Here is a 13,340-nt window from a genome sequence, read left to right as displayed (position 1 = left end):
CCGCTAATAGATTACCACTTTGAGCAATCTATCAACAGGATAAAGTATAGAGCCGTTTTTTTTGTGCTTTTTCGTGCTTGTTTCAAGTAGCTACCGTTGTTGGTCGTCGTTTGATCTACGAAACGATAAATTCGTTTGTGCTCATCACCAACATATAAAACTGGTTGTAGTCGGTCGTGTTGTAATTGTCCATTTTCCAGTAGACTATCATTAGCGTAGCGGTACTGAATATGGCCAGTAAAATTCGTATAGTCGTCAACTTGGGTAATGCTATCAACTTGAATAACTAAAATAACTTGTGCTTGATCCAGTAACGGAATTTTGCTATTTTTCCAGAAATGATAGGCAGTTGCGGTGGTTAATTTAGCATTGCGGTGGGTAAAACCAGCTTGCTCAACCAGTAGCATTTGGTCAGCGCCCATAATATTTAGTGAACACTGCCGGTAATGCCGAATTTGTTCGGCGGCGTTAGTATCGCTGGACAGACCAAATACCACCATATTGCCTAGTGAATATGAAGAGCTACAAGTCGTAATATTGGCACCGAATTGTTGATCGGGGTAGCCGAGAATGAAAATTGGAAATCCGTAGTAAAGTTTATTAGTTGGTAATGATTGCATTAGCTCACCTCATTTATTGTTGTGAGTATAGCAATAGTTAGCAAGGGATACAAGTTGAAATGCACTGACTTAACTAGTGGCACATGGTATTATATGAGTAATTAATTGCGAAGTTGGAGGAACGATATGACAAAAGTTGATCAGCAAGTGCTGACGGAACATCTAACCGCTTTTTTAAAAAGTAAAATATTGACTAGATTGACGACAAATCAACAAAAATATGCTGAAGAAATTATTAGTGATTTTAACCAGATTATGGCTGAAGATGAAGGTAGTGATGATCTACATTGGACAGCAGCTAAGGTTAAGCGTGTGATGTTAGGGCGCTTTGCAACCGAGGAAAATCGGCAACATCATTATATAATAGCTGTTGTTCCGGTGTTAAGCTGCTATCAGAAATTTCTTGGTACGAAAAATTATACGAAAATTGAACAAACGTTAAAAACAAATCGGACAAAAATGCAACGCCACCATTTGCTACATATGACCACGGATGAGTTTGGTGCAGCAGTTGCTCAGTTTGATCAGGTACAAAAATTCAATCAAGAGCTAGGCGAATTTGAACGAAAACGTAAGGTCTGGTTTGACGATTTGGAACAGCAACTTAAGTCAACTAAGCTCAGTGTCGACCTCCAGGAGGCTGCCATAGATATTATAGATCAGGTTACTGTTGAAATGATCAATGAAGGCAGAACTTTTCCGCAAGAATGGGACACTGAAATATTTAAGCTTGTTTTAGAAATGAGTTTTGGCTTGAATCCTGATTTTCCGGAAGCGATTCTTGCTTTGATCCAACCTGCATTACTGCGCTATTTTAATTACTTATTAGTGATTGGTGAACTTGATCATAAACAGCACACGCGGTTACTTCAGACGCTGATTGAAGTAAATCCTGCTTTATTAGCTATGGGGGCCGATTCTTGGCTGCGCCAAAGGTTTGGTGAAAAGTTTGGCCAAATGATGGCTGCCGGAATTGATTTGGATGACACTGCAGCAGAAAAACAGTGGCTCGATGATAATAGTGCTGATTTATTTACTGATGAAGCACCAATACTGAAACCTGGAGCAGAGCCAGATCGAGTTATATTTACTAATTATTTGCAACAATTTCATCAGGCCAAAAAATATCGGGAGTTGTTACCAGCTGATAAGGCACTCGTTGACAATGTCACGGAGCAACTATACTTTGATATTTGGCAGGAAACTGGTAACGGTATTTTGAGTTGGAACGGTGCAAATTTGCGATATATTTTACGAGACTACTGGCCGCACCATTTAGCGGAAAAGTCAGTCTATTTTCAACACGCAGTAACGATTTTAAGGGCCTTTTTTGACTTGTTGCCTAACGGTACTGAATTGCAGCAAGTGTTATCAACTAATCAAGAAATACTACTACGTGATGCGGCAAATAGAGCAACTTGGGGTCCGGCTAAGACGATTGGCATGCGCATAGACGCTGCGGGAATTGATCTAACTGATACAGCAGCCGTTCAACAGGTGATTGACGATTATAACGCAGAGATCACCACCAAAAAACGGCCCAATGTGATTCCATTTAGCAAGAAGAAACGCAATAAAAAGAAAAAACGCAAGTGCAAATAAAAAAATCACTAGTTACCAAGTTTGAAGGTAACTAGTGATTTTTTACTTTATTCAGCGTCGTAAATAGCTAATTTGCCAGTAACGATGCTTTCGCATAAGTCTGGATAACTGATGCCGGCTGCAGCCGCTTCTTGTGGCAATAGTGATAGTGGTGTCATGCCAGGTAGTGAGTTGCCTTCAATGACGTAAATACCCGTGTCGTTCCAAAGAAAGTCGATACGACCATAATTAGTCAGACCTAGCACTTCCATGGTTTGGAGCGCAATTTCTTTCATGTCAGCATGAACATCGTCTGGGATATCAGGTGGTGTTTGGAAGGTCGTCTGATTCTCTTGAAATTTATGCTCAAAATCGTACCAACCATCGTTGACAATAATCTCAATTGCAGGCATGGCGACACCGTTAACAACGCCCATTGAGAATTCGCGGCCTTTGATGAATTCTTCGATAACCACTTCATCGTCAAATTGGAAAGCGTCAGGTAAGGCAGCCTCTAATTCAGCTTGGTCATGGGCAATTTGCATCCCAATACTGGAGCCGCCATTCGATGGCTTAACGACAACCGGAAAACCAAAAGTTGGATGAGGTGCAGGCTGCCCAACTTTAACGGCAATATAGCCTGCCGTTTTGATACGGTTGTGTAGCAGTAATTCTTTTGAGATTTTCTTATCCATAGTGACGCCGGAAGCCAATGAACCACTACCAGTGTAACGAATGCCGAACAGATCAAAAGCAGCTTGAACTTTACCATTTTCGCCGTCTTCACCATGCAAACCGAGGAAAACAATGTCAGCGGCAGCGCAAATTTTAAGTACGTTTTTACCAAACAGACCTTTGGTGCCGTCGGTGCGTAAGGCGTCGATGGCTGCGTCGGTTAAAATTTCGTCACTAATGGCATAGTTTGTCGTCGTTGTATCCCGGTGGAACACGTCGTCAACTATAGTGACGTCGCTTAAATCATCGCCTAAAAATAGATCGATCAAAACAGCTGCGTGACCTTTTTCGCGCAACGCGTTGGTAATTTTAGCGCCAGATGATAGGGAAACATTACGTTCAGGGCTACGTCCGCCCGCGAGTACAACAATCTTCATAAATTAAGCCTCCGTATTGTATTGAACCTAAAGTATACTACAAAATAGCGTTAAACGGTAGTTGGAAGCGTTTTTTAGTTTTATTAAAGTTTTTTTATTGGTGAATGATGTCGTTTGAAAGGTAATTTTATGCAGGACACTCAAAAATTTGTTAAAATATAACGGTACTGTATTTTTAATGGAAACAAGTAAAGGAGCTGGCGTAGTTGATTTTTGGCATTGGTGTTGATATAACAGATATAGCGCGAATCAAAGCTGCACAAGCTAAAAATACGCATTTTAAAGCTCGTGTATTGACGGCCGCTGAGTTGGCCGTTTACGCTAACTTAGCACCTAAACGGCAAGCTGAATACCTTACTGGGCGTTTTTCGGTCAAGGAATCATTTGGCAAAGCGCTAGGTACTGGAATCGGCCGCGTTGGCTTTTTGGATATTGAAGTATTAGATGATGAATTAGGTAAGCCGGTGGTGACGAAGAATCCTTTCGCTGGGCGGGCGCTAGTTTCAATTTCGCACACCGATACAATGGTGATGTCGGAAGTTATTTTGGAAAGAGGGACCGACTAATGGTAAGTGGGTTACATCGACCAACAAAATTAGTGATCGATCAACAGGCCATCAAGGCTAATATTCAGCAGGAAATACAGCGCTTAGCGCCAACAACAGTCTTATGGGCGGTTGTTAAAGCAAATGGATATGGTCATGGTATGATCGAAGTGGCCACAACGGCGCGGCATGCTGGTGCGACAGGCTTTTGTGTGGCTATTTTAGATGAGGCATTAGCGTTACGGCAGGCAGGCTTCACTGAGCCTATTTTAGTGCTTGGCATTACTAGTCCAGCGTATGCTAAATTAGCTGCTACAGCGCATATTTCCTTAACGGTGGGTTCACAGGAATGGCTTGTTGACGCCTTACCAAGTTTACAAGCAGGGCAGTTAGCGGCTAGTTTAGCGGTGCATTTTGCGGTCGATAGTGGCATGGGGCGGATTGGTTTCCGCGATACGGCTACATTACAAGCAGCGGATACATTTTTGCAACAGCATGCTGAATTTAATTTAGAGGGCTTGTTCACTCATTTTGCAACAGCTGACGAAGCTGACACAACCTATTTTGAACAACAAGCCGCTAAATTTAATCAAATGCACGCCGCATTGGTTAGTGAACCGCGGTACGTGCATGTTTCTAATTCGGCAACTAGTTTATGGCACGCGGCGTGTAATGGCAATATGGTGCGCTTTGGTGTCGCTTTATATGGTTTAAATCCGTCGGGAACGGCCTTAGAACCACCGTACCCCTTACAGCCGGCGCTAAGTTTTGAATCAGAATTAGTTTTTGTTAAGCAAATTCAAGCTGGTGCTGCAGTTAGTTACGGTGCCACCTACCACGCACAACAAGCTGAATGGGTGGGTACGGTGCCAGTCGGTTACGCCGATGGTTGGCAACGCCGTCTGCAGGGCTTTTATGTACTGATCAACGGTCAAGCCTGCGAAATTATTGGGCGCGTGTGCATGGATCAATTGATGGTGCGCTTGCCGGAAAAACTAGCAGTAGGCACTAAGGTCACATTAGTCGGGGAAAATGGTGGGCAAACACTAAGCCTGCAAAATGTAGCTGATTACGCGAATACGATCCATTATGAAATTGCTTGTAATCTAACTGAACGGGTACCACGCGTTTATTTACCAGAAAAGTAGTATTGAGCACAAGTGATGAGCACAGGGTGTTTAGTGCGTTCTACGCGAAATTGTCTTTTCTTTCATGAGCCATCGTGGTACTATAATGTGGATAATAGTTTACATTGATAGGCTTTTTGGGGGTCGTGAATATGGAAATAACAGATAAACAGCGTTTGCTTACTTTTAACGACGCGGCGGTATTAGATGAAGCTAACGTTCTTTGCGACTATTACGGAATTAAAAAGAACGATTTAGGGAACGATAAGGTGATGGCGTTTTTTAAGGCGCATCAAGCAAAACTCGACTCGTTGGCACATGGTTATGCTGAAATGGCTTCTTTGAATACAGAAATTTGTGCGGAGTTCTGTGATTGTGAAGAAGAGGCTGCTTCGCGAATCGGTTAGTGCAAGCAAGTCAGTCAGGGGGTGCTGATTGGAGCTAGTTGTTAAGCGCGGTGATATATTTTTTGCTGATCTTTCACCGGTGGTGGGTTCAGAGCAGGGGGGCATGCGCCCTGTTTTGGTGGTTCAAAATAACATCGGTAATCATTACAGTCCAACAGTGATCGTTGCGGCGATCACCGCAAAAATTCAGAAGCCGAAAATGCCGACGCATGTTGGGATCAAGGCGCGGCAAACGGGAATCGAAAAGGATTCTGTGATCCTATTGGAGCAAATTCGCACGATCGACAAGCAACGTTTACGCGATAAAGTGACTCATCTCAGTGATGACGTGATGACACAAGTGGACGAAGCCTTAGCGGTTAGTATCGCACTCAAAAATCTTTAAGCTATTTTTGAAGCTAGCCGTCATCATCAAAGCCATTTTGGCATATACTTATTGCAACATGGTCACAATTAAGACTAGTTTGTGACTTGCTCGAATCAACTTACTTAATCGAAGGCTGTAACATAAGTAAAATTATGGTGCAGTCTTTTTTTATTGCCGAATTATAGCGTAACCGCGTGCCATAAGTCTTTTTATTGAAAAATTCAGTCATGCGTGGTTGGCAAAAGTTGCTGCATAATGACTAGATATGCGGTGGTAGCAACGATTATGGGAGTGATCAACCAACCTTGCGATATTTTCTGAAAATGTAACACAATTGTAACTTACGCGGTAATCTTATTTGTTGTATGCTGACTATTAGTCTGTTAAGAAGAATAGGAGATAAATATGCCTCGTAATTGGAAAGAAGAAATTGTTTTTACAGCTATTATGGCTGGGTTGATGGTATTTGTCATGGTTTGTTACAACGTATTATTGGTCCAAGGATTTACTAAAGGGTTTTTAATGAACTCGCTAGCTGAATATCCCGGTGGCTTATTAGTTGCTGTCGTTTTGGATCTATTAATTGTTGGGCCGATTGCCAAAAAATTAGCGTTCCGGTATATCATCAATGATTACATGAAGAAAAATGTTATTTTGATTGGTATCACGATTTCCGTGATGATGGTATTAGGTATGGTGTCATGCATGTCATTATTTGGGATGATCATGTCACATGAATTAGGCGGTCATGTTCTAGCTACTTATGGTCACGCATGGATCTTCAATTTAATCGTTGCGTTGCCATTGCAGTTACTCATTGTTGGCCCGATTGCGCGTGCTGTTTTAGGCAAAATGCAAGCGGCAACTGATAAAGTGAGTGCACCACAAAAAAAGAGTGCTAAAGAAATCGACTAAATAAGTGTTTAGGCTGCTATCATTAATTGATAGCGGCTTTTTTGTTGGCGTAAAAAAAGAGCCCACTAAGCGTAAAAGTGGGTTCTTGGCATACTTAGGCGCGCACACCGCCATCAATAGTGAATTCAGCACCGTTAGCGTATTTCGATTCTTCACTACCTAAATAGACGCAAATTTCACCGATATCAATGGGTTCACCTAGATAACCTACAGGAATTGTTTTAATGATCGCATCACGGGCTTGATCAGGAATAATATTTGTGTCGATCCAGCCAGGGTGGACAGTGTTGACCCGAATTGGAATACCGCGCTGCGCTAACGACAAGGCCACTGCATGGGTCAACATGCGGGTGCCACCTTTGGATGCCGAATATTCTGGTGCCATGGCGAGACCAACTAGGCCGGCAACGGAAGAAACATTAATGATTGAGCCGTTACTTTGATTGGTTTCTTTCATTGCGTTAATTGCTGCTTGAATGCCGAGAAAGTTACCAGTCAAGTTAATATCCATGACCCAGTTCCAATTTTCCAAACTCATATCTTCAATTGGACTGCCATCACCACTGACGCCAGCGTTATTGACGAGAATATCTAACTTGCCAAATTTTGCCACTGTAGCTTTAATCACTTTAGCCCAATCAGCTTTAGTAGCGACATCTTGTTGTACAAATAAGCACTGTTCTGCTCCAAAACGAGCAACGGCAGCCGCACCGCCCTTGAGGTTGCGGTCTGCAGTGACAACGATTTTAGCGCCTTCCCGAATGTAACACTCAGCGATACCAAGACCAATACCAGCGACGCCACCTGTGATGATAGCGACCTTGTTTTTCAAGCGCTCTGTCATAGTGATTGCCTCCAATTTAGCGATTGCCTTCAATTTAGTTATATTACGTTATTCACAATGCAAGCTTACCACGTCGTACTGGTTGCTACAATCGTTAAACTAAAAAAGTTAGCGCTTTCTAATTCTCTAAAAAAAGAACTAACCAGTACAGCACAGGTTAGCCCAACAGGATCATTATTCTACGCGTAGATCCTCAACTTCAGGAACGGTAAACTCTTTACGCTGTAGATGATCAATAATTTTATTCAACGTGGCTTCGGAAGTGCCTGACGGTAAAGTAAACATTGTTCGCCGAATCAATTCACCGGGTTCCGAATCTAACGTGATACAGTTAGCAATTGAGACATAACGAGAAATAATTCGCGACATGTCGGTTAAATCACCGCGTTCGCCAGTGGAAACGACGGTGAGTACGTAGCTGCCAACGTTAACGTTCCAAGACTGAGACAGCATCGTCATCAAATGATTATGGGTCAAAATACCGTAGAAATAATTTTGTTGATCTAGCACGGCGACATAAGGTAAATCCTTGATAGTAAAGAAGACCTTAAAAAAGGGGGCATCGACCGGTACATATTTAGTGGCATTCTTCAATAAATGAGTGACTGGTAGATCCATTGCCCCCCCGCGAGATTTATGTCGGTAAATATGCATTTTATAGATATTACCACGGAAAATCTGGCCAGATTCATCAAGAATCGGCACGCAACGGTAGCCTGTATCTTCCAGAATAGTCAGTGCTTCAGCTAAGCTGGCCGTTTCCTTGATGCTGGTGATCTGTTCCTTGGTTTGTACCATTGATTTTAATAACATGCTTTTTTTGCCTCCAGATTAAATAATTCTCATTTTACGTCAAGCATATCATAATATATAATTGAAAAATAGGCTACTAACCAGTTTTGAAAATTAGAAAACTTTAATGAGAGCAGGAAATAAATATGCATAACGAAATGATGCGCCGCCCAGTGATCAAGCCAGCGGTGTTGAATTTTTTACGAGAACAAACGACCCAATTAACTGGACCATTAGGTGAACTGGAAAAGAAGGCACATCAAGATGGCGTTCCAGTAATTCCCCATGAAACCGTAACTTTCATGCAAACCTTGTTTAACCTGCAAAAACCACAAACGGTTTTGGAGGTTGGCACTGCAATTGGGTTTTCTGCCAGCTTATTTGCTACCTGTATGGGGCCCAAAGGTCGAGTTACGTCGATTGATCGCTATCCCTTGATGCTGGAACACGCCCACGAAAACATTGCTCAGTTAGGCTTAGAAGATCAAATTACACTATTGGCGGGGGATGCAGCTGATATTTTGCCAACGTTAACACCTAGTTATGCGGTTATTTTCATGGATAGTGCTAAGGCTAAGTATTTAGATTTTCTGCCAGATTGTTTACGCTTGTTGGCAGATGATGGTGTCTTGTTGATTGACGATGTTTTACAAGGCGGTACCGTGTTTGATGATGACGCAACGATTGCTCATAAAAATAAAGCCATTCATCGCAAACTTAATTTATTACTGACCCAAGTATTCAGTGACACCACTTTAGTAGCAACCTTGTTACCGCTTGGTGACGGTGTGCTGATGATCACAAAAAAATGAACCAAAAAAGCGCCGCGACATAATTTGTCGTGGCGCTTCGTTTATAGCTTTAGAAAATAACTACTGGCGTACCTGTATCAACTGCTGCGTACAGTTTAGCCATAGTCGCTGGCGGTGTGTTAACACAACCATGTGAACCGTGTTCCTTATACCAAGTCCCACCAAATGTCGGTTGCCATGAGGCATCATGGATTCCGACACCAGTGTAATCGACTGGCATCCAGTAACTAACAGGTGAGGCATAAGATGAACCATCATCGTTAGTTCCCTTTAGTGTCGCATTAGTTTGTTTGTTCCAAATGAAATCAACACCAGATGGGGTATCTTGACCTGGTTTACCAGTAACAACATCAGTATCAAGGACTAACTTGCCATCCTTGTAGTACCACATATGCTGATTAGTTTTATCAACTTCAATATAGGTGTTGCCGATATCAGTTTTATCAGTGCTGTAACCAGAACCCTGCACTGTTGGTGTCCGGGTGAAGTCTTTGCCTTCAAGCACTTTCGCCATCAATGCTGCGGTTTCACTAGTCGTGTTAATACTCCAACCATAAGTCCCAGCTGGCACAGTTACGGTACCGCGCTTAGTACTCTTGAATTGGCGACTCTTAGTGATCGTTGCGTATTGCTTGTTTAGGCTAGTAATATAAGCTTTAACATTGGCTTCATCAAGTGCGACTTTACCATCTTTAAAGGTCAACCAGCTATAAATTGTGGCCTTGGGCACTACCACGTTATTGCCATTGATCGTATAAGTGATCTTTTCGTTATGAATTTTTTCTAGCTTGCTGACTGCTTGTTTAAGGCTATTACTATCAGCCGTTACTGTTGGTTTGGTATAGGCAGTTTTCACGGCGATTTGACCATTACTAACAGCTAAACCCTGACGAATCGCTGCTTTTACCTTTTGTTTGTCAAAGCTATTACCGTTAACAGCCTTGCTGATAGCAAAGTTACCGTCTTTTTTGATGACAGACGCATTTTTACTAGTTGCGCGGCTCTGGTTTAACTTAGTCACAGTTTTATCGACAAATTGATCAAATGTCGTCTTATCAACGGTCACACTTTTGCTAGCCTGAGCTGTACTGGTACCGACTAATAAGTGTAGTGGCCATGACCAGGGATTTTGTTCCTGCTTCAAACTAGCAAGCTTTTGGCTGAAGGCAGGCTTAACACCGGCAGTTTCACCAGTGAAGCTAACTAACTTCTTACTGCCATCAACCAAGGTGAATTTTTGCTGCTTAAAATGCTTCTGTAATAACTGATTGGCTTGGGCTTCAGTTTTACCGCCTACATCTACACCGGCAACATTCGTACGTGGTAGATAAGTATTACGGTAATGCTGACTTTGGAAAATATACAGTCCAAAAACCGCAATGAGTATCACGCCGATAGCAATCACCATCCGACTGCGTTTTTTCATTGGATACGGTCCCCCTATAAAATATTCTTTAGCTGAGTGTAGCATTTATACTTTTAAAATGATAGCGAACGAACCTTTAATTTAGCTTAAAAGTGCGTTAAAAAGAGAACTTATTTATTTTACAATAAATAATGACAAAAGAGAATGGCTAGTTGCAATCGCAGCATGAACTAACATAAAAAAGAGCTTGAGCACTTAGGCCCAAACTCTTTTGGAATTAGTGATTGTAGTATTGCCTAGTTGTTAACTTTTTCAGCACCTAAGCGCGTAGTGAAGTTTTTAGAAATAACAACTAAATCGTCAGCGTAGTCGCGTAATGAACGATAGCTGTTATAAGTTGCTTCCATCAGTGAGCCGATATTACAGCCAGTAACGACTTGAACCTTGTCATTGTGATACGCTAATTCAGCACAGACTTTGAAAGGTGTGCCACCAAAGATATCAGTGAATAAGACAGTTGGTTCACCAGCCTTAACTTCCTTAGCTAATGCTTTTTTGTAGTCAGCTTCGGCCATACCATTTTCAAAATTTACGAATTTATAATTATCGGGAATAATTGAAAGTAGGTTAAGGGTGTTTTTGATACCATCCGCGAAACCGCCGTGACCTGTGATAATTGTTGTGTATTGTGCCATAATGCATTCCTCCATTTTACTATAGCCTATAGGAGTCAGTTTTTAATTTTAAAAACCGGCTTGTGATTCCTATACCCTTATGAAAGCACGTTCACGATAAAATGTCAACGCTTACACCGTGTTCCTGCCTTATTTTTATTTAAATATAATAAAGGAATCGCTTGATCTAACGGTAATTAGCAGCTTTAAATAAAAAATATCACCGCTAAAGTTAGCAGTAAGCTAATTAGCGGTGATTCGGAAAAGGTCAAGCTATTTTCATGAATATTACTGGCGAGTTTCAATACCATTTTCTTTAAAGGCTTGTTCAGCTAAAGCCTTGAGTTCTTGACCTGACTTGGTCATGGCTGCTTGTTCAGCTTCATTCAACGGTAATTCAATAATGTGTTTCAAGCCACCGCGGTTGATCACTGCCGGCGTGCCAATATAAATATCATCTAAGCCGTATTGACCCTGCATATAGGCTGACAGGGTGATGATTGCATTTTCATCATCAAAAATGGCTTTGGTGATCCGTGCTAAGGCAGCGGCGATACCATAGAAGGTAGCACCTTTCTTTTCAATAATAGTGTAAGCAGCATCACGAACGCTAACAAAAATTTTATCAAGGTCAGCTTGTGTGATTTCGGGATGATGTTCCATGAATTCACTCATCCGTTCGCCACCAAATGTTAAATGCGACCAAACGGAGAACTCAGAATCGCCGTGTTCACCCATGATATAGCCGTGGACGGAGCGAGCTGCTACGCCAACTAATTCTGCAACTGCTTGGCGTAAGCGGGCGGTATCTAGGGAAGTACCAGAACCGATCACACGCTCTTGTGGGAAACCAGATAATTTCCAAGTTGCGTAAGTTAAGATGTCAACGGGGTTAGCAGCGACGAGGAAGATACCGTCAAAACCTGATTCAACAATTGGATCAACAATGGATTTGAGGATCTTCAAATTTTTGCTAACAAGATCTAGCCGTGTCTCACCTGGTTTTTGTGGGGCACCAGCTGTGATTACGACAAGATCAGCATCTTTTGCATCGGCGTAAGTTCCAGCATGAATCGTTTTTGGCGAGTTCCAAGCTAAGGCGTGGGACAGATCCAGCGCGTCACCTTCAGTTTTGTCTTTTGCGATGTCCACGATAGTGATTTCTTGCGCGATTCCTTGGAGTACTAAGGCAAAGGCGTAGCTAGAACCGACCGCACCGTCACCGACGAGCAGTACTTTTTGATGTTTTTCAGTTGCCAAGATAGCTTTCATCCCTTCTTAATTGAGCGATTATTTTGGAAATATCATCATAGCATATCCCAATTAATTTGCCTAAGGAAATATAAAAAATCTAATCAAAATGCAAAGATTTAACTTAAAAGTTATCTTAGAATAATCATTACACGACTAATGATCATAGCTGCAGTGGTCCATTATTTGGTTGGCTTCATTAGCCGTTTTTCAACCATGGCAAATGCACTGGCCAACGAAATAGTCACTAAGGTCGCTACGATCATTTCAACAAAGCCGTTGGAAACGATCACACCACCAATCATCACTAAAATGGCTGTTAATGAGTGATAACCTAATTGTTTACCGAAAATCAGTCCCATTAAGCCTAATACTAAAACAGTATTAGTTAACGAGCCGATAAGGCCAGCTAAACCATAACTTAGGCTACGATTAATTTTGTGCTTGTGCAGCAGCGCAAAAACCAATGCTGGCGTGATGCCAACTAAGATGCGGGGCAGCAGTGACACCACAATGGCTAATACATTACCGTGGCCTGTACCTGGTACTGGGACAAATGGTGAAAAAACAAAACTAGTCGGTGTCATGGTCACCGTTGAGCGGTACAAACTAAGCAAGCCGAAAACTAAGCCCAAAAAAGCGCCTCGTTTATAACCGAGTATGATCGAACCAACAATGACTGGGATGTGCAACGTTGTGATTGCAAAAGGACCAAGCTGTAAAAAGCCTAGGGGCGTCACGTACAATAAAAATAAAATGGCCAACAAGATAGCGGTATAAACTAATTTTTTGGTATGTAAATCGTTTGTCATAGCTGTTCACTCCAATTTTTAGTGACTACTTTGTTTTTAAGGCCCGCTCAAAAACGTGTACGGCCAAATAAAGGGCCGTCATTTAGCTAAATAAACGAATTCATGTATAATGAAT

The 13,340-nt window shown here is 42.0% G+C and carries 15 protein-coding genes; 7 read left to right on the top strand and 8 right to left on the bottom strand.

All coding sequences use genetic code 11. The features are described 5' to 3' along the window. Nucleotides 1-11: 11 nt before the first annotated feature. Nucleotides 12-620 (bottom strand): flavin reductase, encoded by a 609-nt coding sequence (locus EKM80_RS04545; protein ID WP_125551926.1) that lies wholly within the window; start codon nucleotides 618-620, stop codon nucleotides 12-14. Nucleotides 621-746: 126 nt separating this feature from the next. Between EKM80_RS04545 and EKM80_RS04540 the strand changes: the two genes are divergently transcribed. Next, nucleotides 747-2,222 (top strand): hypothetical protein, encoded by a 1,476-nt coding sequence (locus tag EKM80_RS04540; RefSeq protein ID WP_125551925.1) that lies wholly within the window; start codon nucleotides 747-749, stop codon nucleotides 2,220-2,222. Between the two features lie 47 nt (nucleotides 2,223-2,269). On the opposite strand, the gene EKM80_RS04535 is transcribed toward EKM80_RS04540, so the two are convergent. Further along, nucleotides 2,270-3,313 (bottom strand): D-alanine--D-alanine ligase family protein, encoded by a 1,044-nt coding sequence (locus tag EKM80_RS04535; RefSeq protein ID WP_125551924.1) that lies wholly within the window; start codon nucleotides 3,311-3,313, stop codon nucleotides 2,270-2,272. A gap of 206 nt (nucleotides 3,314-3,519) precedes the next feature. On the opposite strand from EKM80_RS04535, the gene acpS reads away from it, so the two are divergent. From acpS to EKM80_RS04510, 5 genes are all read left to right on the top strand, one after another. Next, complete coding sequence (gene acpS / locus EKM80_RS04530) at nucleotides 3,520-3,879, top strand: holo-ACP synthase (protein ID WP_125551923.1); 360 nt, start codon at nucleotides 3,520-3,522, stop codon at nucleotides 3,877-3,879. Continuing rightward, nucleotides 3,879-5,006 carry an alanine racemase gene (gene alr / locus EKM80_RS04525; protein WP_125551922.1) on the top strand — a complete coding sequence of 376 codons (1,128 nt, stop codon included), beginning with the start codon at nucleotides 3,879-3,881 and terminating at the stop codon, nucleotides 5,004-5,006. Before acpS ends, alr begins: the two co-directional genes overlap by 1 nt. A 131-nt stretch (nucleotides 5,007-5,137) precedes the next feature. Further along, on the top strand, nucleotides 5,138-5,392 hold the full coding sequence (locus tag EKM80_RS04520) for a hypothetical protein (protein WP_125551921.1): 255 nt from the start codon (nucleotides 5,138-5,140) through the stop codon (nucleotides 5,390-5,392). Between the two features lie 28 nt (nucleotides 5,393-5,420). Next, nucleotides 5,421-5,777, top strand: coding sequence for a type II toxin-antitoxin system PemK/MazF family toxin (locus tag EKM80_RS04515; RefSeq protein WP_125551920.1), 357 nt, complete (start codon nucleotides 5,421-5,423; stop codon nucleotides 5,775-5,777). A gap of 387 nt (nucleotides 5,778-6,164) precedes the next feature. Further along, complete coding sequence (locus EKM80_RS04510; RefSeq protein WP_125551919.1) at nucleotides 6,165-6,674, top strand: DUF2798 domain-containing protein; 510 nt, start codon at nucleotides 6,165-6,167, stop codon at nucleotides 6,672-6,674. Nucleotides 6,675-6,768: 94 nt separating this feature from the next. On the opposite strand, the gene EKM80_RS04505 is transcribed toward EKM80_RS04510, so the two are convergent. Further along, a complete protein-coding gene (locus EKM80_RS04505; protein ID WP_125551918.1) occupies nucleotides 6,769-7,518 on the bottom strand; it encodes an SDR family oxidoreductase in 750 nt (249 codons plus the stop codon). Nucleotides 7,519-7,692: 174 nt separating this feature from the next. Then, nucleotides 7,693-8,331 (bottom strand): cyclic di-AMP binding protein CbpA, encoded by a 639-nt coding sequence (gene cbpA / locus EKM80_RS04500; protein ID WP_125551917.1) that lies wholly within the window; start codon nucleotides 8,329-8,331, stop codon nucleotides 7,693-7,695. Nucleotides 8,332-8,456: 125 nt separating this feature from the next. Here cbpA and EKM80_RS04495 point away from each other — a divergent pair, with 125 nt between their 5' ends. Continuing rightward, nucleotides 8,457-9,122 carry an O-methyltransferase gene (locus EKM80_RS04495; protein WP_125551916.1) on the top strand — a complete coding sequence of 222 codons (666 nt, stop codon included), beginning with the start codon at nucleotides 8,457-8,459 and terminating at the stop codon, nucleotides 9,120-9,122. 49 nt (nucleotides 9,123-9,171) lie between these two features. Here the strand turns inward: EKM80_RS04495 and EKM80_RS04490 are convergent, their stop codons facing one another. From EKM80_RS04490 to EKM80_RS04475, 4 genes are all read right to left on the bottom strand, one after another. Next, the gene (locus tag EKM80_RS04490) at nucleotides 9,172-10,548 is read right to left on the bottom strand and encodes a L,D-transpeptidase family protein (protein WP_125551915.1); all 1,377 of its coding nucleotides are present in this window, start codon (nucleotides 10,546-10,548) and stop codon (nucleotides 9,172-9,174) included. A gap of 236 nt (nucleotides 10,549-10,784) precedes the next feature. Then, nucleotides 10,785-11,183 carry a PTS sugar transporter subunit IIA gene (locus EKM80_RS04485; protein ID WP_164509501.1) on the bottom strand — a complete coding sequence of 133 codons (399 nt, stop codon included), beginning with the start codon at nucleotides 11,181-11,183 and terminating at the stop codon, nucleotides 10,785-10,787. A gap of 267 nt (nucleotides 11,184-11,450) precedes the next feature. Further along, a complete protein-coding gene (locus EKM80_RS04480; RefSeq protein WP_164509500.1) occupies nucleotides 11,451-12,434 on the bottom strand; it encodes an L-lactate dehydrogenase in 984 nt (327 codons plus the stop codon). 161 nt (nucleotides 12,435-12,595) lie between these two features. After that, a complete protein-coding gene (locus tag EKM80_RS04475) occupies nucleotides 12,596-13,225 on the bottom strand; it encodes an ECF transporter S component (RefSeq protein ID WP_125551913.1) in 630 nt (209 codons plus the stop codon). Between the last annotated feature and the right edge of the window lie 115 nt (nucleotides 13,226-13,340).

The sequence above is a fragment of the Loigolactobacillus jiayinensis genome, assembly GCF_003946445.1.
GTDB lineage: Bacteria > Bacillota > Bacilli > Lactobacillales > Lactobacillaceae > Loigolactobacillus > Loigolactobacillus jiayinensis.
Note: the sequence above shows the minus strand (reverse complement) of the source record. Positions and strands in the feature narration are given on the sequence as shown.